General features: G+C 62.5%; 16 protein-coding genes and 1 pseudogene. 7 read left to right on the plus strand and 10 right to left on the minus strand.

From position 1 onward, the window contains the following. Positions 1 to 111: 111 nt before the first annotated feature. A complete protein-coding gene (locus AB7849_RS14000) occupies positions 112 to 435 on the plus strand; it encodes a thiamine-binding protein (protein ID WP_008214364.1) in 324 nt (107 codons plus the stop codon). A gap of 87 nt (positions 436 to 522) precedes the next feature. On the opposite strand, the gene AB7849_RS14005 is transcribed toward AB7849_RS14000, so the two are convergent. From AB7849_RS14005 to AB7849_RS14030, 6 genes are all read right to left on the minus strand, one after another. Then, the gene (locus tag AB7849_RS14005) at positions 523 to 945 is read right to left on the minus strand and encodes an H-NS histone family protein (RefSeq protein ID WP_008214363.1); all 423 of its coding nucleotides are present in this window, start codon (positions 943 to 945) and stop codon (positions 523 to 525) included. Between the two features lie 110 nt (positions 946 to 1,055). Then, a complete protein-coding gene (locus tag AB7849_RS14010) occupies positions 1,056 to 1,439 on the minus strand; it encodes an HU family DNA-binding protein (protein WP_037101463.1) in 384 nt (127 codons plus the stop codon). Between the two features lie 285 nt (positions 1,440 to 1,724). After that, positions 1,725 to 2,066 (minus strand): hypothetical protein, encoded by a 342-nt coding sequence (locus AB7849_RS14015; RefSeq protein ID WP_369501186.1) that lies wholly within the window; start codon positions 2,064 to 2,066, stop codon positions 1,725 to 1,727. Positions 2,067 to 2,071: 5 nt separating this feature from the next. After that, positions 2,072 to 2,242 (minus strand): hypothetical protein, encoded by a 171-nt coding sequence (locus AB7849_RS14020; protein ID WP_157618174.1) that lies wholly within the window; start codon positions 2,240 to 2,242, stop codon positions 2,072 to 2,074. A 16-nt stretch (positions 2,243 to 2,258) separates the two neighbouring features. Then, complete coding sequence (locus AB7849_RS14025) at positions 2,259 to 3,338, minus strand: hypothetical protein (RefSeq protein ID WP_008214360.1); 1,080 nt, start codon at positions 3,336 to 3,338, stop codon at positions 2,259 to 2,261. Between the two features lie 240 nt (positions 3,339 to 3,578). Next, positions 3,579 to 6,227 (minus strand): TonB-dependent receptor, encoded by a 2,649-nt coding sequence (locus AB7849_RS14030; RefSeq protein WP_008214359.1) that lies wholly within the window; start codon positions 6,225 to 6,227, stop codon positions 3,579 to 3,581. 199 nt (positions 6,228 to 6,426) lie between these two features. Here AB7849_RS14030 and AB7849_RS14035 point away from each other — a divergent pair, with 199 nt between their 5' ends. Together AB7849_RS14035 and AB7849_RS14040 are read left to right on the plus strand one after the other, a co-directional pair. Beyond that, positions 6,427 to 7,104 (plus strand): response regulator transcription factor, encoded by a 678-nt coding sequence (locus tag AB7849_RS14035; protein ID WP_008214357.1) that lies wholly within the window; start codon positions 6,427 to 6,429, stop codon positions 7,102 to 7,104. Then, positions 7,091 to 8,497, plus strand: a complete 1,407-nt coding sequence (locus AB7849_RS14040) for a sensor histidine kinase (RefSeq protein WP_369501188.1) — start codon at positions 7,091 to 7,093, stop codon at positions 8,495 to 8,497. Before AB7849_RS14035 ends, AB7849_RS14040 begins: the two co-directional genes overlap by 14 nt. 50 nt (positions 8,498 to 8,547) lie before the next feature. Here the strand turns inward: AB7849_RS14040 and AB7849_RS14045 are convergent, their stop codons facing one another. From AB7849_RS14045 to AB7849_RS14060, 4 genes and pseudogenes are all read right to left on the minus strand, one after another. Further along, the gene (locus AB7849_RS14045; RefSeq protein ID WP_008214351.1) at positions 8,548 to 9,069 is read right to left on the minus strand and encodes a hypothetical protein; all 522 of its coding nucleotides are present in this window, start codon (positions 9,067 to 9,069) and stop codon (positions 8,548 to 8,550) included. After that, positions 9,053 to 9,187 (minus strand): hypothetical protein, encoded by a 135-nt coding sequence (locus AB7849_RS14050; RefSeq protein WP_256364925.1) that lies wholly within the window; start codon positions 9,185 to 9,187, stop codon positions 9,053 to 9,055. Before AB7849_RS14050 ends, AB7849_RS14045 begins: the two co-directional genes overlap by 17 nt. A gap of 164 nt (positions 9,188 to 9,351) precedes the next feature. Next, on the minus strand, positions 9,352 to 10,173 hold the full coding sequence (locus AB7849_RS14055; RefSeq protein ID WP_192810844.1) for a ribonuclease H-like domain-containing protein: 822 nt from the start codon (positions 10,171 to 10,173) through the stop codon (positions 9,352 to 9,354). Further along, positions 10,170 to 12,578, minus strand: a pseudogene (locus tag AB7849_RS14060) (DEAD/DEAH box helicase). Before AB7849_RS14060 ends, AB7849_RS14055 begins: the two are co-directional and overlap by 4 nt. A 202-nt stretch (positions 12,579 to 12,780) precedes the next feature. Between AB7849_RS14060 and lexA the strand changes: the two are divergent. The 4 genes from lexA to AB7849_RS14080 are packed head-to-tail and all read left to right on the plus strand — an operon-like array spanning position 12,781 to position 18,508. Beyond that, positions 12,781 to 13,401, plus strand: a complete 621-nt coding sequence (gene lexA / locus AB7849_RS14065; RefSeq protein ID WP_008214347.1) for a transcriptional repressor LexA — start codon at positions 12,781 to 12,783, stop codon at positions 13,399 to 13,401. Then, positions 13,401 to 14,024 (plus strand): translesion DNA synthesis-associated protein ImuA, encoded by a 624-nt coding sequence (gene imuA, locus AB7849_RS14070; protein WP_008214345.1) that lies wholly within the window; start codon positions 13,401 to 13,403, stop codon positions 14,022 to 14,024. Before lexA ends, imuA begins: the two co-directional genes overlap by 1 nt. 12 nt (positions 14,025 to 14,036) lie before the next feature. After that, on the plus strand, positions 14,037 to 15,443 hold the full coding sequence (locus tag AB7849_RS14075; RefSeq protein WP_008214344.1) for a Y-family DNA polymerase: 1,407 nt from the start codon (positions 14,037 to 14,039) through the stop codon (positions 15,441 to 15,443). Beyond that, positions 15,440 to 18,508 (plus strand): error-prone DNA polymerase, encoded by a 3,069-nt coding sequence (locus AB7849_RS14080; protein ID WP_369501189.1) that lies wholly within the window; start codon positions 15,440 to 15,442, stop codon positions 18,506 to 18,508. The genes AB7849_RS14075 and AB7849_RS14080 overlap by 4 nt, the downstream gene beginning before the upstream one ends. Positions 18,509 to 20,305 lie beyond the last annotated feature (1,797 nt).

Raw genomic sequence — 20,305 nt, forward strand, 5'->3', positions numbered from 1 at the left:
GCCCTGCGAAAGGAGGTCATCGATGCGGTGTCATTCCTTGAACCTTGCCTCGGGTGAGACCGGCGCATAATTCACCGGTGCATCCGAAATCATCCTGAAGGGAGAATGGACATGTTGGCAGCTTTTTCCGTTTGGCCGCACGGTGGCTCCGAAGGCGATTCCGTGCATGACGCCGTTGCTGCGGCCGTCCGCGTCGTGCGCGCGTCCGGCTTGCCGAACCACACCGATGCGATGTTCACCACCATCGAAGGCGAATGGGACGAAGTGTTCAAGGTGATTCGCGAGGCGACCGAAGCCGTCGCCGCCTACGGATCCCGAGTCGGCCTGGTGATCAAGGCCGATATCCGTCCCGGGCACCGGAACGAGATCACCGGCAAGGTGGAACGCCTGGAAAAAGCCATCACGGCGCAGGACTCGGCAGGGCTTCCATCGTGATCACCTCGCCTTGCCACGCAAAGCGGCAGCGCCCGGAACAAGACAGGGCCGCGCACTGCGGAGCCCTGTCTTACCGCGAGGCGTGGCTTACTTCTTTGCCGCTTTCCTTGCCGAAGCCTTCTTTGCGGTCTTGCGCGCGGTCTTTTTGGCCGCTTTTGCAGGAGCCTTCTTCGTTGCTCCCTCGATCAGAAGACTCTCGGCAGTCACCCCGCGCTTCTTGAGCGCGTCGACAAACCACAACGGACGCTTGCCGCGGCCAGACCAGGTCTGGGTGGCATTCGCCGGGTTCCGATACTTCGGTGCAACCGCGGCCTTCGTGCCTTTCGCGGCCTTGCCGCCGCGCCTGGGGTAAACCTCATCAATGCTCAGGCGGGAGCTCTTGAGAAGTGCCTCGATCTTGGTGCGGACCTCCTGGATCTGATTCTTTCGGGAAGATTCCATCTGCGCTTCGGCGTTTTTGATGAGTGCCTGGAGTTCGGCAGGGGAGAGTGAGTCGAGATTGATAGCCATGTTTGTCCTCGAGAATAGAACCAGCAAATCACTTTGTTGCGATGTGTCAGTGTACTTTCCGTCCGTGACCGCCTGCAGCCGAGGCGGCTGCAGGCGATCCCGGGCAGAAATCAGAGTGCCGCATCCTTGAGCTTCTTGAGCGGCCGCACCTTCACCTTCACGGACGCCGGCTTGGCGGCGAACACCTGCTCTTCACCGGTGAAGGGATTCTTGCCCTTGCGCTTCGGCTTTGCCGGCACCTTCACCGCGTTGATCTTGAACAGGCCGGGAAGGGTGAAATTGCCAGCGCCCTTCTTGTGCACCGCGCCGAGCACGGTTTGCTCAAGTGCCGCAAGCACGGCCTTGACGTGCTTCGTTTCGACACTGGCCTGCTCGGCCAGGTGTGCGATCAGCGCTGATTTGCTGAAAGCGTCTTTGATCGGCTTGATGGCGGGTGCCGCCTTGGGGGCAGCCTTTGCTTTCGTGGTCTTCTTGGCAGTGGATTTGGTAGCCATGATCTTGGGTCTCATACGATGCACCGCTCCTCATGAAGCGATGGCCGTCCGGCCCGCTAAATCTACGTGGTTCTCGTGTTCTAAGCCACTTTCAACGACACGGAACCGGTCGCAGGGTTAAAAAGGAGGTCGTGTCGGCTTGGCAGCAGCAGGGCTGAGCGAAGAGCAGAGGGCGCTTCCGGTAGGGGAAAGCGAGGGTGCCAAACCGTAGCGGCAAGCACGTCCACATTGGTTGCGGACGTATCGTGCAGTTGCGCCGAGATCAGGTGCTTGCCGTACAAAGTCTCATAGCGAGACAGATTGAAACAGCCGATCTCCTTGCTTAACGAATTGCCCTTCCTTGAAGCAGGCGAATTCAAGTGTGCCCTGAACCATCGGTGTAACTTGCGCGGTGGCATTGGCGACGATGCTGCCCAGAGTGTGCACAACGGCGCTCATGTCGCGCCGCTGCACTGTTGCCACCCGCACCGGTGCTGCTTTGTTGTGCGGTTTGGCCGCCGCCGCACGTCCGCGAGAGAAGTGCCAGAAGCCACCGAGCACAAGCACCAGCGCAACGCCTCCGAGAAGCACGTTGCGAAGTTTCTTTTGGGTCACATGCAGCATCCGGGAAAGGTGTCGGGAAAGCATGGCACTTACTTGAGGCACCCGCTGAAAAATATCGCCATTTCCGCTTTTGCGGGGATGACAACGTCAAGCAAGTGCCCATCATGAAGCGACGATTCTTCATGCAACAGGCGCGCCGTAAAGATGTTGATATCGAGGAAGGCCCCGATGATCAGCCTTTCCGGACGCGCACTTGTCACGAACACCTCTCGCGGATTACTTCTTGCCAAACACCTCGACACAACCGTTGTCACAGCCCTCGACCTTGCCATTGGCAGCGACCGGCACGAACACCTTGCCGCTGCGCGGGTCGGCTGCCACCGAGTGCGCCTTGGGGCCACTTGGAAGGTTGCCTAGCCAGACCCCGTCCACGGCATCTATCACGCCCAGCACTGGGCCACCGGTGTTGGCCACGGCCCCCAGGTAGTACTTGCGGGCACCCGGGTCATACCAGACTTCGTCGGAGCCACCGACCTGAGGTATATCGGCGACGACCTTACGCGTACGCAGGCTGATGATCAGCGACTTGGGCGCAAAACCGGCCGCCACCGCATCGTCGCTGCAGCCCACCAGCAGTTGGTCGTGCGGTCCCAGTGCCAGCCCAGCCGGCACGCACTTGCTCACGTGGATCATCTGTTCCAGTTTGTGCGTGGATGGATTGATGACGGCGACGCCGCCATCGGCCTGCTGCTTATTCAACTCCGGCACTGCCAGATAGACCAATCCGTCCTGCGGGTTCCATACCGGCTGCTCCAACCCACTGGTGGCCTGAGGAAAGCTGAGCTTGCCGAGAATGCGATGGCCTGGCGCGGTGGAGACGAAGCTGATGAACGGTGGCGCGTCGTCGTTGTTCGCCGCAATGACGACCTGCTGGCGCGGATCGTACGCGATCTCGTCGACACGCTGCTTGCCGCCGGTATCGACCGTGCCGATGATCTTGCGCGTGCTGATGTCGACGATGCGCAGCATGCTACCGCCATCGCCGGCCCAGAACTGATCCTTGCCGACCGCAACCAGACCGTTCGGACCGCCGTGCGCAAAGCCGTCGACATGCGCGATGAAAGCATTGGTCTTGGCGTTGAACAGGTCCACTGAATGGTTTGATCGGTCCGAAAAGCCGTAGATACCCGCGGGCGCAGAAAAGGCGCTGATGTCAAAACTCTTCAGCGGCTGGCCTGGCACGGCAATGGTCGCGGTGCGACGTAGTCCGGTGCCATGCGTACCCTGGGTAGCCATGGCTGCGGTGGCAGGCACCAGGGTGGCCACGGCGAGTAATGCAAGAAAGGTTTTTTTCATCGGAACAATCCTGGGGTCTCGATGCGGGCCAGTGGGGCACGTGGCCTGCGGGGGAGGGCGGCTGACACGGCATTCTCCTGCGCGCTGCTTTCGTTGAGCTTAGGACTCATGCCGGTCGGCCATCGCGAACAAGCGTGCTGATCTTATCTTTCAAACACGCCGCACTTCAGAGTCCAATCCGCCTTCTCGTTGGGTCAGCAAGCGGGGCTCAATCGAAATTCAGATAGTTCTGACACCATTTCAGAACTCGAACCGCACACCTCCGAGATACGTCAGGCCGTAGAACTCGCGCTGGATCGGCCGGTTCGCTGTTCCCTGATAGAAGGTGTGTGGTGTATTCAGCAGGTTCTTGACGTCGAAATAGGCAGTCCAGTGGCCCGGAAACTGATAGCTTGCACCGAAGTCCATGGAGGTGCGTTCGCCGTTGTAGACGTCGCTGGATTTTCCGTTACCGATGCCGAACAGGTCGGCTGAGACGTAGTAGGCAGCAAGATTCAGCGTGAGACCGTCGTAGTTGTAGAACAGATTCGCGTTCCAGGTGTTCTTTGAGGTTGAGGGAAGCTGGGAGTATTCGCCGGAGCGGATTTCAACGCGCGAGTCGACCAGCGTGTAGTTGATGCCTGCGCCAAGACCGCGCCAGATGCCGGGAAGCATTGAAAAGGTCTGCTTCCAGTTCACCTCCAGCCCGCGCGCATAGGCCGAGCCGGCGTTCTTGAAGGTAAATACCTTGAAGGGTTGCGGGCTACCAGGATACAGATTGGTGTTTGGCAAAGTCTGCGTAGTTTCGACCGGAATGATGTAATGGCTCAGTACTTTGTCGAAAATACCTGCAGACAGGATGCCGCCGTTGGACAGGTATTTCTCGATGCTGAAATCGAAATTGCTTGCCGTGGCTGGCTTCAACTGCGGGTTGCCGGTGGTGACAATGCCCGAGCCGATATCGATCGCCAAGGCCGGATTGGCTTGATTGAAGCCGGGCCGGGCGATGGTTGAAGAGAAAGCCGCCCGCACGATCAGGTCTGGCTGGAGGGCGTAACGCAGCTGCAGGCTGGGAAAGAAATTGTTGTAACTGTGTCGAGTGGCGATGGGCAACGAAAAAGGATTGCCTGTCGCATCGAATCCTGCCGAGTAGGCGCTAGCACGGTCTCGCGTGCGCTCGAAGCGTGCCCCTCCGAGAATGCCGAGCTTGCCCCAGGTGGCTGTGTACTCGCCATAGCCAGCGTAAATATCCTCATGCGCATCCAGATACTGCTGCTGGCTGCTGACCGTATCGGACGGAGTGATGGTGCCCTGGCCAAACATGCTGCGCAGTCGCCCCGGCACGATGTCGACGCCGTTCTGGTAGTGGCCGTCGTAGTAGGTCTCGGTGGGATCGGATGACACGGAGGCCATCGACAACGCAGGTGGGCTGAGTGAATACGGTTGGGCCGTGGTGCGTTTATGACGGATGCGCGCGCTCAAACCGAACTTGATGTTCTCGTCGTCCAGATCGCCCCAGTCCAGCGGGGCGTTCAGGTTAACCGCATACGACATTTCACGGTCGAAGTTGTTGGCCGTGCTGTTGCTCAGGCTGCTCAAAGTGTAATTGTTCGGGTCGAGATGGCCGGGGGCGCCACTGAGGCTGTACAGCGGCACATGGCCGGGGCCGGTGGGGCTGTAGACGATGGTCCCCGTGGATGGTGTCGCGGGGTTGTAATCGAAGGATGCGCCATAATCGTAGGGCTTCTTGTAGGTGCCCTGTACATAGGCCACGTGATAGTCCAGCGTGCTGGAGCCGAGCACGTTCTTGCCGCCGACCATGTAAAACTGCTCGACCGAGGTTTCCTGTTCATTTCTCAGTGATTTCTGGATGCCACCGGGAAAGCTCAGCGTGTCTCGGATGGCGCCACCTGGCGCGACTGTCGTGTTGCCGTCCGGGTTGATATCGGTGAATTGGCGCTTGTAGTTCTCGGTGTAACCGGCATTGAAGGCACGGAAATACCACTCGTTGTTCTCGTCGGGTTGATACCCCAAGTCGATGGCATAGCCATGGCGACGACGGTGCAGTTCGTAGTCGCGTTGCTCAATGTTGTTGACCGCCTGATAGGGGTGCGCAGAGTCGTCGAAATAGGCCGGTTCGACGTCATCAATGCCCCTGGAGTCGGTGTAATTGGAGGCAGTGAGCACCAGCGAGAAGGGGCCGAAGCGCCCGCCGCCGACCACGGAGAAATCGGTGACCCCGGTGCCGCGCAGCGGCTCGTAGCCGCCGCCCACGTTGCCCTGAAGAAACAATCCTTGTTCCTCTGGTGCCGTCTTTGGAAGCACCTCGATAGTGCCGCCAAGTGCCTGAGCGTCCTGGCTGGGCAGATTGGATTTGGTGACCTTGATGGCACCGATGAAGCCGGTTGGAATCGAGTCCAGCGCCACCGCTCGATAGCCGCCGAAAGGCGAGGCATTGTTGGTAGGTAGCAGATGCACACCGGCGTAGGTGGTGCTGTTGAGATCGGCGTCGAATCCGCGAATATTGACGTAGCGCCCCTCGCCTTCATCGGTCTCGATCGAGATGCCGGGAATTCGCCGTACTGCTTCGGCCGTGTTCACATCTGGCAGCTGTTTGATCTGGCCCTCGGTACGGATATTGATCAGGTTGGGGGCGTCCTGCTGAGTCTGGCGCGCCATCTCTGCGGTGGTGCGTGGTGCCACCACGTGCACATCCTGGAGCGTCTTGATCGCCAACTTTTTCCCGAATGCACCGGAGACGCCAGTCGCCGTCACACTGTCGCCCACCAAGGGGCCACCATCATTCTTTGTGGCCATTGTGGACAATGCTGTCGTGGCAGCGTGGGCGGAACCGATACCACCAAGAGCGATGCAACCGAACAACAGGTTGCGGGCAGGCGAACGATACATTGGAAACCTCGTGCTGGAGAGGGGATCAGGCGTGAAGGGGGGGGCGCAGCGCTGGCCGCGGCCTGTCATCAGCGCGACATTAAGTGCGTGTTATTACAGCTGGACTGCGCCGGACTTACCGATCGGTAAGTCAGCAGGAGCCCGGGCGATTTCGCCCGTCGCATGAGTTGGTGTCAGTGCACGCGACAGATATATTCCGATGAGAGTCCTGATCGTCGAAGACAACCAGTCGACTGCCACGCATATCATGACGGAACTCCGTCAGCATGCCGTCGCGATAGAGCATGCTGACGACGGCCACCAGGGTCTGGATCTGGCGCTGCACCAACCATACGACCTACTCATTGTCGACCGCATGCTGCCCGGCTTAGATGGACTCAGCCTGGTGCGTGAGCTGCGCGCACGGGATGCGCAGGTGCCGGTACTGATACTGTCGGCGCTGGCCGAGGTCCAGTCACGGGTTGACGGGTTGGAGGCCGGTGCCGACGACTATCTAGCCAAGCCCTTTGCGATGACTGAGCTGCATGCCCGGATTATGGCGCTGGCACGTCGGCCACGCCTCGCCGCAGCGCCTACCCAATTGGCATTAGGGAACCTCACGCTGGACCGGATCAGCCGTGAAGTGTGTCGAGGCGGGCGCACGATCGAGCTGCAGCCGCGTGAGTTTCGCCTGTTGGATTACCTTATGTCCCAGGCCGGACGCGTGGTCACTCGCAGCATGCTGCTGGAGCATGTATGGAAGTTTGATTTCGACCCGCAAACCAGCGTGGTGGAGACTCACATTAGCCGGTTGCGCAGCAAGATCGATCGTGGCTTCGAGGATGAACTCCTGCATACGGTGCGCAATGTCGGGTACATCCTGCGTGCCGCTGACTGATCGATTTCGCGGCCCGCTGTTGCGCACCGCGGCATTTCGCATGGCCATGTGGCAGGCCGGCCTGTTCGCGCTGATGTTGACGGCCTTGCTGGGCGTGGTCTGGCAGAAGATCAATCACTACGCGGAAAGCGAGCTGCACGACGAGGTAGTCGGCGAGGTGAGCAATCTGCGTCAGGCGGCTGCGTCAGGCACTTTGCCGGCGCGGCTTCGGCGCCAATTGTCCGGCCACGTCGCCGCGTCCGAATACTATCTTCTGACTGATGCCCGGCAGCAGCTGATCGAGGGCAACCTGCATTACCGGCCCACGGCCCCCGGCTGGCAGATAGTGCCGTTGGAGGGGGCGATTGGCGCAGACCACAGCGATGCCGATCAGGTGCATTTGCTGGTCACGCATCTGGCGGATGGCCGCTGGTTGGTGGTGGGCCGTGACAACCGCTCGCTGATTGAACTGGGTGAAGTTCTCAGCCAGAGCTTCATCGAACTGGGTGTGCTCGCCATCGCGCTAGTGCTACTCAGCGGTGGACTGGTCGGTTGGCGTTACTTCCATTGCATCGACACACTGGGAGCCCGTGCCGAACGAGTGCTGGAGGGCAACCATGAGCTACCGCTCATCGGTAGCGGGCGCGGCGACGAAATCGATCGATTGGCAACACGCCTAAACCAGATGTTGGCGCGGACGCAAGTACTGATGGCGGGGATGCAGCAGGTCTCCAACAACATTGCTCACGATCTGCGCACGCCACTGGGCACGCTGCGGCAACGGCTAGAAGCCAGCCTGACGAGAAACGAAACAGGTGATATCCCGAAGTCCGTGGTCAACCAAGCAATTGATGATGTCGATGGCATCCAGGCTACCTTCAGTGCATTGCTGCGGATTGCCAGCGTTGAGACGAAACAGCGCCACAGCGGCTTCGATCTGGTGGATCTGTCCGCACTGTTCGAGCACGTGGCCGAAACCTACCGACCGGTGGCGGAAGACGATGGCTATCCGTTTTCTTCCGATATTGCCGCTGGCGTGCAGATGCATGGTGACCGGTCGCTGCTGACGCAGAGTCTTGCCAATCTGATCGAGAATGCGCTTCACCACACACCAAAGGGCACTCGCATTGTACTCAGCCTGCGTCGATGTGCGGGAGGCTGGCTCGGCTCGGTGACCGACCATGGCCAAGGCATACCGGCCGCGCTACACCGGCACGTACTCGGCCGTTTCGTCCGGTTGGAAAGCAGCCGGAGTACTCCTGGCAATGGTTTGGGACTGGCGCTGGTCGTTGCCGTTGCCGATCTACACGGCATAGTGTTGCAGTTGAAAGATGCCGTACCCGGCTTGCGGGTCGAACTTCAGTACGTCGAGCGCCCACCGAGGGGAAGGTTGACGCGTAGGCGGGTTGGATGATGTGCCGGCTGCGATTATGAAGGGTTATCGAGGGTAGGGCTGCGTTGGCCTCACTGACGTCGCCATTTCGGAGTGGCAACGCGCTCGAGCTTTCGCAGTACCTTGGGTAGTGCTTCCTCGAATCCCAGAAGCACGCTCCATCCCATCAGATAGTCCGCGACATCGGGCATTCCGGGTGTGCCCTCAGGGCTGCCCGACTGAATGACCATCACAGCGGCACCATGCTCAGGCGCAATGGCGCGCACGCCGAAGCCCATACACAGATGCACGCCGGATCTACCGGGGTTCCATCGCGGGCCTGCATTCCACGCGGGAACAGGGAGTGCCGCGGGTGGCAGGAGGTCGTGGTCCGCGCCATCTTTTCGCATCGCTTCGATCACTTCGGGCAGCCCGGCTACCAGACCTCTGACCACGCCCGTATGAAGCAAGAGGCCCCCTCGAGTGCCTTCTTTCCCCCCAAAAGTTATGTTGGCGCGGATATGGACGTCGACCAGCACACCTTCAAACTCTGGAACGATGTCGCCAAACGACACACCCAGGATTTCGTCCAGACGCTCAAACGTCGAACTCATGCAGCCTGCCTTCTTGTTCGTAGTACGGGTGTTGCTTGTCTTCAAAGATAACGTAGAGCGCAAACAAGTTCGACATCAGGCTACCGCGACGTTCGTCGATGGGGTAGGCGATGTTCATCGTTGCTCGGCCTGGAAGTTGTAGCATCCCGCTCGTCGGTGCCACCTGACTCGTCCGACGTCGGCAGGGCCTGACATCCAGTCGGTTCGGTCCAGACTCGCGGGACGACGCCATCGTGTCCTCGCCATGCAATGACTTGAAGCAGCCGTTGTCGACGCGGTGCGTCAGGGAATCCCCACCATGTATAGCAGCACGCCCGCCAAGCTGCGAAGGTCTTGGGCGTTGTGGTTAGCCACGCGTCGCAAGTTGGCTGCCGAGCCGCCGCGCAGATACGTCAGCCACGCAGCCGGCACTTCTGCTCCCGGCAAGTCATCCTCGCGCACGACCCCAAGCAGCTGTCGCTCTGCCGTTGCGAGGCGACAGTTCTCCCACGCCCCTTTCCAGCGACGTCGCACGGGATGAAGGAGATCGAGGTGCCGCAATTCCATTAACGGGTTGGGCAAACGAGCCAATCGGTAACGGGTGGCCAAGAGCGGTGCGTCGTAGCATTTGCCGTTGTAGCTGACGAGTACGGTGTCGCGATGCAGCCATGAAGCAAAGGTGCGCAGCATGGCCGTCTCCGCCCCCATCGCAGTGATCGTCAGCTGGCGGATACGAAATCGCCCATCGACCCAATCCGCCGCGCCGATCATGAAAGCGCGTGTTCCCGTTCCACCCGCGAGCCCGGTCGTCTCGGTATCGAAGTGAAGGAGATTGGCTCCATGAATTGGATCCTCGATCCGGGCAAAACGCGCATCCATGACGCCTGGTGGCGCTAGCCAGTCTGCGTAGGCCTCGGTGAATTGCAGTCCCGGCGCGATTTCCTCGCCGGGCACTCGCCGATCAAGTGAGCGAGGAGTCGGCGTGGCACGCGTAAGCTTTGCGCGAACGTCCAGCAGTCGACGGACCTCGGCCGGCACCGCGGGGGTGCGCACCTGCACATGGCCATGTGCAGGTAGTCCTGCTTCGGTGCGTAGTCCGCGCAAGCGCTGCAGCAAGGCGCTCACAGCGCGGCCCACTGCGCGAGCACGCGCAAGGCCAGCGACTTAGGTGTTGTCGTGGCCTCTTCGTCGGCCGCGAGCACCGGACCCACGCAGGCCGGACAACCGCCACGGCAATCGCATCGCTCGATCAGGGTGACGGCTTGGGCGACGAGATCCTCGCGACGCTGAAACAGCGGTTCGCTGTGGCCGATGCCGCCGGGGAAGGCGTCGTAGAGGTACACCGTCGGCGTGAAGGGCGCATGGGCGGCAAGGAGGGTCCGTTGGCCGTCGATGCCACGCAGCTGACCCCGACCCTGACTGTCGGCGCTGACGAACCACGCACCATCGCCACTGCCCACGGATTTCTGCAGGTCGCGCGCCTCCGCCATCACGGCAACAGTGGCCACAATATGCAGTGCGTAGGCGGCGCCCAGGAATCCATCGAGCGCCTGTTGTCGGTTCTCGAAGGCCGCTTCCAGCACCTGTTGCGGAAGCTGCCACCAGACGGCCGTGGTATGAAGTTCCTGATCGGGCAGGTTGACCGGGCCGTAGCCAATGTTCTCGTGCGAATAAAAGCGGATCTTCTTGTAGCCGGGCACGCGCCTCACCACATGCACTTCGCCGTGGTGGGCCTGTCCGCGGCCCGCGTGCGACGTGTCGAAGCAATCGAGCACCTTCAACTTCGTGTAGTCGATTGCGTCGGTGTAATAGTCCGCTTGCGTGCGCGTGACGTAGGCCTTGCGACCTTCCCAGTCAAGCCGTTCCACCTGGTAGGGCACGGACTGCACCATGTGGATGGCGCCTTCATAGAGCGTCACCGGCACGGCGGTGTAGTCGACCTCCGCGATGATGGTCTGGCGACCGTCCGTGCGATCGACCACCACGAAATTTCCGTCGGCCACGGAGCGCAGCGACACCGCGATCGCCGGGTAGCTGTCGGCAATCCATTCCCAGCGGTCGCCTTCGCGATGCAGCACGCCTTCCTCTCCCAGCACGTCAAGCCAGGGCGTGGCCACTTCAGTGCCGAACATTGCATCCCCGACAAAGGGCAGCTCGAAGGCGGCACAGCGGATGTGATCGAGGAGGATCAATGGCTGGTTCGCCTGGATGCGCGCGTGTTCCGGCGTGGCGTCCTGGAAGAATTCCGGATGGCGTACCAGTTATTGATCCAGCGGATCGGAGCTTGCCACCAGGACACCCAGTGCGGATTGCTGGCGACGGCCGGCACGCCCGAAACGCTGCCACGTGCCGGCCACCGAGCCGGGATAGCCGTTGAGCACCACGACATCCAGGCTGCCGATGTCCACGCCCAGTTCCAGCGCCGAGGTGCTGACGATGCCGTCGATCGTGCCGGCGCGCATGTCACGCTCGGCGGCCCGACGCTCCTTCGGCAGGTAACCACCGCGATACGCGCGGATGCGGGGTGGCTTGCGTGGGTCGTGATCGAACACGTCCTTGAGGTACTTGGTCAGCACCTCGACCATCGTGCGTGACTGCGCGAACACCAGAGTCTTCATACCGGACTTGATGGCCAGCCGTGCGATGCGGTTGGTTTGCGAGCGGGCCGAGGCGCGCAAACCCAGGTCCGGATTGACGACCGGTGGGTTCCACAACAGCACGTGCTTGTCGCCGGTCGGTGCCCCGCTTTCGGTGATGGCGGTGACCTGGTCTTCGATAAGCGCTTGGGCATGCTCCTTCGGGTTGCCGATCGTCGCGGAGCAGAGGATGAACTGCGGGGTGACGCCGTAGAACGCACACACCCGCTTGAGCCGGCGGATCACGTTGGCCACGTGCGATCCGAACACGCCCCGGTACGTGTGCACCTCGTCGATCACCACGTAACGCAGGTTCTCGAAGAACTGCGCCCACTTCGTGTGGTGCGGCAGGATCGCCTGGTGGAGCATGTCCGGGTTGCTGACCACGATGTCGCCATGCAGCCGGATGGCTTGGCGCGCATCCCCCGGGGTGTCGCCGTCGAAGGTGAACGCTTTGACGCCAAGGTGGCCGGCCTGGTTGAGCTCCAGCAGTTCGGCGACTTGGTCCTGCGCCAGCGCCTTGGTCGGAAACAGGTACAGCGCCTTGGCGTGCTGGGTCATCGCCGCCGTGATCACCGGCAGCGTGTAGCACAGCGACTTGCCGGATGCGGTCGGCGTGACGATGGCGACATGCGCGCCGGACTGCGTCGCCGTCCACGCCTCGGCCTGATGGCTGTACAGCTGGTCAATGCCGCGCGAGCGCAAGGCCTGCGCGAGTGCCGGTGGCAAATCGTCCGGCAGGGACGCGAAGGAACCCTCGCGGCCGGGCACGACGAAGGCACCGGTAATGCGCGCGGCGTAGCGTTTCGTCAGACGCTGAGCCAGCGTGCGGCCATCGCTGGGGTGGCGCAGCACGAGCTCATCGGAGGCGTAGCGGTCAAGAAGAGCGTTCATGCGAAGGCCTGGCGGACGGTGGATGCGAAGTTAACCGGCTGACCATCTCACCCCGTGAGACCGCTTCGCGCGAGGCTGGTGCGGAATCGCGGTTCGAGACCGGATGCGATCGTCGCGGTAAGTCGTTGATCCCCCACGGGCGATTTTTCGTGGTGTATTTGCATCTTCCATTTTCACCATAAAAGGTGAAACTGTGCGAGCCATGACCCTCCAGATCACCAGCCGCCAATCGAACGTCCTGGCCTTCATCCGTGCGCGGATCGAGCGCGATGGGCAGCCGCCCGCGTTGGAGGAAATCGGCAACGCACTGGGCATCGCGAACGTGAGTGCGGTGCTCAAGCACGTGCGCTCGCTGCAGGCCAAAGGGCGGTTGGCGATCGAGCCGAACCAGGCACGCGGCATTCGGCTGGTGCACGAGCCCGACCCGATGGATGCGGACACGCTGGACCTGCCGCTGGTTGGCCGGATTGCGGCGGGCCAGCCGCTGTTTTCGGAAGCGCGCGTTGAACGCAGCCTGCGGGTATCGCGTTGGCTGTTCCGTTTACGCCCGGACTATCTCGTGCGGGTGGTGGGCGATTCGATGCGCAACGAAGGCATTCTGGATGGCGACTTGGTCGGCGTGCATGCCACGCCGGTGGCCCGTCATGGCCAGGTGGTGGCGGCCCGTGTAGAGAGTGATCGCTTCACGATCAAACGGCTGCACTGGAAAGGCGACGTCATCCGCTTGATGCCCAACAGCCCGGGCTTCAGGCCAATCGACGTCGACCCCACGGAAGACTTCGCCATCGAAGGGCTGTTTGCCGGCCTGCTGCGGGGCAGCTGATGAGCGCCGTGATGCCCCTTGCCTCGTTGCTCGATGCCCGGCAAGTCTGGCGTGGCCGCGCCATGCCCGTGCCCACCGGGGACCAGCCCACCGGCTGGCCAACCTTGGATGCGGTGTTGCCCACGGGCGGCTGGCCGGCCGCCTCGTTGTCGGAAATCCTGCTGCCGGCCGATGGGGTGGGCGAGTTGCGCGTGGTGCTGCCGACACTGGCGCGTCTCACGCAGGCAGGCCAAAGCGTCGTGGTCGTCGCGCCACCCTATGCACCTTATGTCACAGGTTGGCGGCAGCACGGCGTGGATATGCGCCGAGTCGAGCTCGTCGCGGCGAAGGACACGGATGTGCTGTGGGCGACGGAGCAATGCCTGCGCTCGGGCAGCTGTGCGGCCGTGCTCGCCTGGTCCACGCAGGCCGATGCCGGTGCCTTGCGCCGTCTGCAAGTCGCCGCCGATACCGGCAAGGCTTTGGCCTTCCTGTTCCGCGATCGCAAGCACCTGCCGAACGCGTCGCCCGCACCGCTGCGTTTGGAGCTGGAGGCGCAGCCACACCATCAGCTGTGGGTGCGCAAATGCCGCGGTGGGGCCGTGCCGGTACGGCCGATCCCGTTGACGTTCGCGCTGCATTGATGGCCGCCGGCCATGGCATGGGCGTGCATTTTGCTGCCGCACCTGGCGCTGGACGGGGTCCTTCGACGTCGCCCTGAGCTCGCGGGTCCCTTGGTACTGGTCGATGGGCCGACCAACGCACGCACGATCGTGGCAGCCAATGGCCCCGCACGCGAGGCGGGGCTGAGAGTCGGCCAGCGATTGACGGCGGCCCAATCGCTGCTGGCGCAATTCGAAGCGCTGCCGTACGACCCGGCCGACGCGATGCGCTGGCATCGCTTCCTGGCGGCGGTGGCTTACCGCTACAGCTCCGACGTCAGCCTGCTCCCCCATGCGGTGGTGCTTGAAGTCAGCGGAAGCATGGGGCTCTTCGGACCTTGGCCGCGCTTTGAGTCGATGCTGCGCGAGGACTTCACCCGGCTCGGTTTTCGTCATCGCATCGCCGCCGCGCCTACGCCGCATGCCGCGTACGTATTGGCGGGTGTGCAGGACGGCGTGGCGATCCTGTCCTCGGAAACCCTGCGCCGTGCCTGCCAGCAGGTGCCCGTCAGCAAGTCCCGGTTGCCGGCGACGGCGGTGGCGGCCTTGCCGCGCATGGGCCTGCGCACGCTGGGCCAGGTGCTTGCGTTGCCGCGGGACGGCCTGCGTCGCCGGTTCGGCAACGAGTTGTTGATGGCGCTGGATCGGCTGACGGGCGATCGACCGCACGGCCTGGTGCCTTTCGTGCCGCCCGATGTTTTCGACCTGCGTATCGAGTTGCTGCACGAGGTGGAGCATCTCGGCGCCCTGGTGTTTCCGTTGCGACGCATGACCGGTGACCTGGCGGCGTACCTGGCCGGTCGCGATGGGGGCGTGCAGCGCTTCGTGGTACAGCTCGAACATCGCGCCGGGCACGCCACGGAGGTTCCGGTCGGCCTGCTCTCGCCCGAACGCGAGCCGGCCATGCTGTTCGAGTTGGCCCGCGGCCGCCTGGATCATGTCCAACTGCCCGAACCGGTCGTGGCCATGCGCCTGGTCGCGCGTGACCTGCCACCGTTCGTACCCGCTGGCCGTGATTTGTTCGACGAGCGGCCCGCGCATGCGGTGTCGATGGATCAGTTGCGCGAACGCTTGCGCGCTCGCCTCGGTGACCAGGCGGTCTATCGGTTGCGCGACACCGTGGATCCCCGCCCGGAGCGTGCGCAGTCCATCGAAGGCGAGTGGCAGAACGACGCGGAGGTACTCCCGCGTCCGACGTGGCTGCTCGATCGCCCGATACCGTTGCGCGGACCGGCCCCACGTATCCTTGCCGGCCCCGAGCGGCTGGAAACCGGCTGGTGGGATGGCGGCGAGGTGTGTCGCGACTACTACGCCGTGGAAACCGCGCAGGGGCAGTGTGCGTGGGTGTTCTGCGCACCGGGCGAGCAGTCCGGCTGGATGATCCACGGGTGGTTCGCATGACCGCCTATGCCGAGCTTCATTGCCTGTCGAACTTCTCGTTCGGCCGCGGGGCGTCCAGTGCGCGCGAACTGTTCGAGCGGGCGAAGGCCTGCGGCTACACCGCGCTGGCGATCACCGACGAGTGTTCGCTGGCCGGCATTGTCCGTGCGCTGGAAGCATCGCGCGAGACCGGATTGCCGCTGATCGTGGGGGCTGAGTTCCAACTGGAGGACGGACCGAAACTGGTGGTGCTATGCGAAACGAAGGCGGGCTACACGGCGCTCTGCCGGTTGATTACCACCGGACGGCGCGCCTCGGCGAAGGGTACCTATCGACTGACCCGTGCCGACGTCGCTGGCGGTCTGCCGGGGACGCTTGCGTTGTGGCTCCCGGGCCGGATACCGGACGTCGACGAAGGACGTTGGACGCGTACCACCTTCGGCGACCGTGCATGGCTCGCCGTGGAACTGCACCGTGGCCCAAACGATGCGAAACGTCTGCGTGACCTGGACGCGCTAAGCCAGGCCCTGAACCTGCCCATGGTGGCGGCCGGTGACGTGCACATGCACATCCGCCGGCGCCTCCCCCTGCTGCACACGCTCACTGCCATCCGCCACCGCCTGACGATTGCCGAGGCGGGGGCGGTGCTGTTCAAGAACGGCGAACGCCATCTGCGCCAGCGTGATGCCTTGGCGGCCCTCTACCCACCCGCCCTGATGAAAGCGTCCGTAGCGATCGCCGCCCGCTGCACCTTCCAGCTGGACGAGCTCCGCTATCGCTATCCCGCCGAGGTGGTGGCCGAGGGGTACACACCGACGGGCTGGCTGCGTCACCTGACCGAGGAAGGGGCCAGGTGGCGCTGGCCCGGTGGCGTACCCGACAAGGTGCGCGCGCAGATCGAACACGAGCTCGTTCTCATCGCCCAGCTGCGTTACGAGTCGTATTTCCTCACCGTCTACGACATCGTGCGGTTTGCGCGCAGTCGCCACATCCTCTGCCAAGGGCGCGGCAGCGCAGCCAACTCCGCCGTGTGCTTCGCACTTGGCGTGACCGAGGTGGACCCGGCGCGCATGAGCCTGCTGGTCGAACGGTTCATCAGCAAGGAGCGCAATGAGCCGCCGGACATCGACATCGACTTCGAGCACGAACGACGCGAGGAGGTCTTCCAGTACATCTACCGCAAATACGGTCGCGAACGGGCAGGGCTCGCCGCCACGGTGATCACCTACCGCGGCAAGAGTGCCGTACGCGATGTCGCCAAGACACTTGGGCTGCCGCTCGACCAGGTAGATCTGCTCAGCAAGGTGTTCGCGTGGTGGGATGGGGCTTCGTCGCTGGCGGACGATCTGCGTGAGCACGGCTTCGACCCCGACTGCGCGGTTATCCGCCGGGTGGTCAAGCTCACGGCCGAGCTTCTGAACATGCCACGCCACCTCTCCCAGCACGTGGGCGGTTTTGTCATCGCCGATGCTCCCTTGAGCGAGTTGGTGCCGGTCGAGAACGCGGCCATGCCCGACCGCACGATCATCCAGTGGGACAAGGACGACCTGGACACGATGAACCTGCTCAAGGTCGATTGCCTGGCGCTGGGCATGCTGACCTGCGTGCGCAAATGCCTGGATCTGTTGCGGACACATCATGGCCAGGATTATTCGATGGCCACCCTGCCGCCGGAGGATCCGGCCACCTACGCGATGATCCAGCGCGCGGATACCGTTGGCGTCTTTCAGATCGAGAGCCGGGCACAGATGGCGATGCTTCCGCGCCATCGTCCTGATAACTTCTACGACCTCGTTATCCAGGTGGCAATCGTGCGGCCAGGGCCGATCCAGGGGGACATGGTGCATCCCTACCTGCGTCGCCGGCGTGGGGAAGAGCCCGTCGTCTATCCCTCCGACGAGCTCAAAGTCGTTTTTGAGCGCACCCTGGGCGTGCCGCTGTTCCAGGAGCAGGTGATGCAGCTGGCGATGATTGCTGCCGGCTACACCGCGGGCGAAGCGGATACCCTACGGCGCGACATGGCGGCGTGGAAACGTCGAGGCGGTATGGAGCGTCACCGGGAACGCATCACCGCAGGCATGTTGGCCCGCGGATATACCCTCGACTTCGCGCTGAAGCTGTTCGAACAGATCAAGGGCTTCGGCAGCTACGGCTTCCCCGAATCCCATGCCGCCAGCTTCGCCGGCATCGTCTACGCCAGTTGCTGGCTGAAGTGTCACGCACCGGCGGCATTTGCCTGCGCTTTGCTCAACAGCCAGCCGATGGGGTTTTACTCGCCTAGTCAAATCGTCCAGGACGTCCGTCGCCATGGCATCGCGGTCCTTCCGGTCGATGTCCGCGGCAGTCGGTGGGAATGCACGCTGGAAGAGAGCGATGGATCCCTGTCGATTCGCTTGGGTCTGCGGGAGATTCGCGGATTTGCCGAGGCGGCGGCCAATCGGATAGCTGCCGCGCGGACCAGGCGGAGTTTCGAAGACATTCCCGACCTGTGCGCACGCGCGCAACTCGACGAACGGCACAAGTCGCTCTTGGCAGAGGCTGGAGCGCTGCAGGGACTGGCCGGCAACCGGCATCGCGCGCGCTGGGCCGTGGCAGGCGTCGAGAAGCAGCTGCCACTCTTCGGCCACGCCAGCCCGGACGAAACGCCGGTGGCGTTGCCCGCACCGACCCAGGCCGAGGACACCGCGGCGGACTACGCGCGCGTCGGACTGACCTTGGGCCCGCACCCCCTGAGCCAGATACGGATGCGATTGCGAGCCGCCCGCTGCACGGACTCGCAGGCACTACGCGCGCGTCCTCACAACAGCTACGTGCGTGTCGCGGGGCTGGTCACGATGCGCCAACGACCCGCGACGGCCAGTGGGGTGACCTTCGTGACGGTCGAGGACGAGCACGGCATGGTGAACGTGATCGTCTGGCGCGACGTGGCCGAGGCACAGCGACGGGTGCTGCTCGAAGCGACCTTGCTCGGCATCGATGGCCGGTGGGAGAACGTCGATGGCGTCCACCATCTGATAGCAAGTCGGCTGCTGGACATGAGTCCGTTGCTGGGTACCTTGGACACGCGATCGCGGGACTTTCATTGATGTGTGTTGGGCCGTCCGCCATCGAAGTGCCGAGGTGAAATCGGGCCGGCGAAGAATGGCGGCTATCGGCCACTTTGAGTCAGTCGTCGTCTCTATCAAGTCGCTCCATAGCTGCCCTTCGATGTCTGGCTGACCAATCAGCACCGGCACAGGTGACCAGGCTCAGGCTCACCGGACAACTTGACCAACGTCGTCAGCCAGTCGATCCGATGCCAAATTCTGTGGCCGGACCCGCCATACTGAGCCTATGGATCGATCCATCGCCAAAGTTGGGGAACCTGCTCACGTGTCTGACGACTTGAAACTGCCGCATTTGTAAGTGCTTGAATCTAAACAAATGCATCGATTGGCCGCGGCGAGTTGTTGTGTAGTCCACAAGCCAACAACCCGCCGCATATCTGCCGCTCAACCGACAACCCGCCTCCAAAATGGAGGACGAGCCAACAATGTGACCCAAATCCGCAGGCGCGACGAACAATCCGCCGCGAATTTGTCGTTAGATCTAGCGCTTCAATTTGCGCTGTACATTGGCGCGACGCGATGCTCGTGGTGCTCCGAACGTGTGTTGAGCCTTTTTCGCCCGTCCCCTTCGTGCGGTATTCATCTCCGTCGATGGCTCCGCTACGAGGGGAACTGCAGGGACCCACGCCATGCGGACTTGTTCTAGGAGTCCCTGGTGGCCCACGATTTCCGCCACCGGAGCTCTCCACCTCCGTATTTGCGAGGGCTGTGCCAGGTGGGCGCTACACAATGCGTCGAGGCCTTGCTCGTACCCCTTTACCAGAACGTCTTCAAGCGCGCGATCGAGAAGGCCCCGGCCAGCAACACGGTCCAAGGCATTAGACCTTTGAACCATGGGCGAACGGTACAGGTCGAGTTCGTCGATATCGCCCATGTACTTGCACACTGCATCTGTAAGGAGAGCACAGGTGTGCAGTGCTCGAGGATCTACTGCGGACAGGTGTAACCAGCGATCCACGCCTGGCGTGACGTCGAGGGGCGGGATGAACTTCTCGATGGCCTTCGGGTTTACCGCTTGAGATTGAGCTTGTTCAAGTCGGGATTTGGATAGATCCGCCAAGCGGCCGTGCGCCGATGTCGACAATCGAGCCAATGCAGGCGGCCTGTCTGTTCCCAACATCGACCACCCCCAGAACGCACCAGGTGAAGGTGTCGAAGAGACAGGCGTCCGATAGGTGACTATCTCGGTCTGCCTATCGGTCGTGGTCTTGTTCCACTTCATCGGAGGTCGTGCAAGCACTGCGAACCCAGCGTGTGCCAATGGTTCGCTGGGCGGTGCCAGAAAGTGCCGCCGCGTTCGCTCGGACGACGCCCATGCCTGGTAGTCCTTGAGCGTCTCCGAGGCTTGCTCGTACGGGAAGTGCCACATCATCGTGGCTGCATCGCTGCTGTCAAATAGATCCAGTCCACAAGCACAACGGCCTACATCCAGTTCGGCCGTCGTACTTGAAGCGTACGGTTGTTCGCACCGTTCGCAGGTGGTTCGCAGCGGAACCTCATGCCAGGGACAGAGCTCTATGGACGGGAGTTGAAACAGCGCGCAGTGGTAGCCGTATCGCGCACACCTTGGGCAATGTCGCAGAGGAAGATCTTCGCCACGCCAATGGCCGTGGAGATCCAGTGGACTCCAGGCACCCACAGTCCAGTACCTGGGTGCCTGCGTATAGCGGAGCCCAATCCGTTCCTCGAACCGGTGGCGGGACGCACCCGGTCGGTGGCAAGCCTGCAAAAGGTTGAGGTCCTGCGACCTCCGGATGCCGAGCACGGGAAACAGGT

It is taken from the genome of Rhodanobacter sp. FW021-MT20 (assembly GCF_041107475.1).
Taxonomy (GTDB): Bacteria; Pseudomonadota; Gammaproteobacteria; order Xanthomonadales; family Rhodanobacteraceae; genus Rhodanobacter_A; species Rhodanobacter_A glycinis.

What these genes read in the sequence shown, in the direction of transcription:
- AB7849_RS14000 (WP_008214364.1), top strand. Translation starts at nt 112, where the DNA reads ATGTTGGCAGCTTTTTCCGTTTGGCCGCACGGTGGCTCCGAAGGCGAT.
- AB7849_RS14005 (WP_008214363.1), bottom strand. Translation starts at nt 945, where the DNA reads ATGGCTATCAATCTCGACTCACTCTCCCCTGCCGAACTCCAGGCACTC.
- AB7849_RS14010 (WP_037101463.1), bottom strand. Translation starts at nt 1,439, where the DNA reads ATGGCTACCAAATCCACTGCCAAGAAGACCACGAAAGCAAAGGCTGCC.
- AB7849_RS14015 (WP_369501186.1), bottom strand. Translation starts at nt 2,066, where the DNA reads ATGCTTTCCCGACACCTTTCCCGGATGCTGCATGTGACCCAAAAGAAA.
- AB7849_RS14025 (WP_008214360.1), bottom strand. Translation starts at nt 3,338, where the DNA reads ATGAAAAAAACCTTTCTTGCATTACTCGCCGTGGCCACCCTGGTGCCT.
- AB7849_RS14030 (WP_008214359.1), bottom strand. Translation starts at nt 6,227, where the DNA reads ATGTATCGTTCGCCTGCCCGCAACCTGTTGTTCGGTTGCATCGCTCTT.
- AB7849_RS14035 (WP_008214357.1), top strand. Translation starts at nt 6,427, where the DNA reads ATGAGAGTCCTGATCGTCGAAGACAACCAGTCGACTGCCACGCATATC.
- AB7849_RS14045 (WP_008214351.1), bottom strand. Translation starts at nt 9,069, where the DNA reads ATGAGTTCGACGTTTGAGCGTCTGGACGAAATCCTGGGTGTGTCGTTT.
- AB7849_RS14050 (WP_256364925.1), bottom strand. Translation starts at nt 9,187, where the DNA reads ATGAACATCGCCTACCCCATCGACGAACGTCGCGGTAGCCTGATGTCG.
- lexA (WP_008214347.1), top strand. Translation starts at nt 12,781, where the DNA reads ATGACCCTCCAGATCACCAGCCGCCAATCGAACGTCCTGGCCTTCATC.
- imuA (WP_008214345.1), top strand. Translation starts at nt 13,401, where the DNA reads ATGAGCGCCGTGATGCCCCTTGCCTCGTTGCTCGATGCCCGGCAAGTC.
- AB7849_RS14075 (WP_008214344.1), top strand. Translation starts at nt 14,037, where the DNA reads ATGGCATGGGCGTGCATTTTGCTGCCGCACCTGGCGCTGGACGGGGTC.
- AB7849_RS14080 (WP_369501189.1), top strand. Translation starts at nt 15,440, where the DNA reads ATGACCGCCTATGCCGAGCTTCATTGCCTGTCGAACTTCTCGTTCGGC.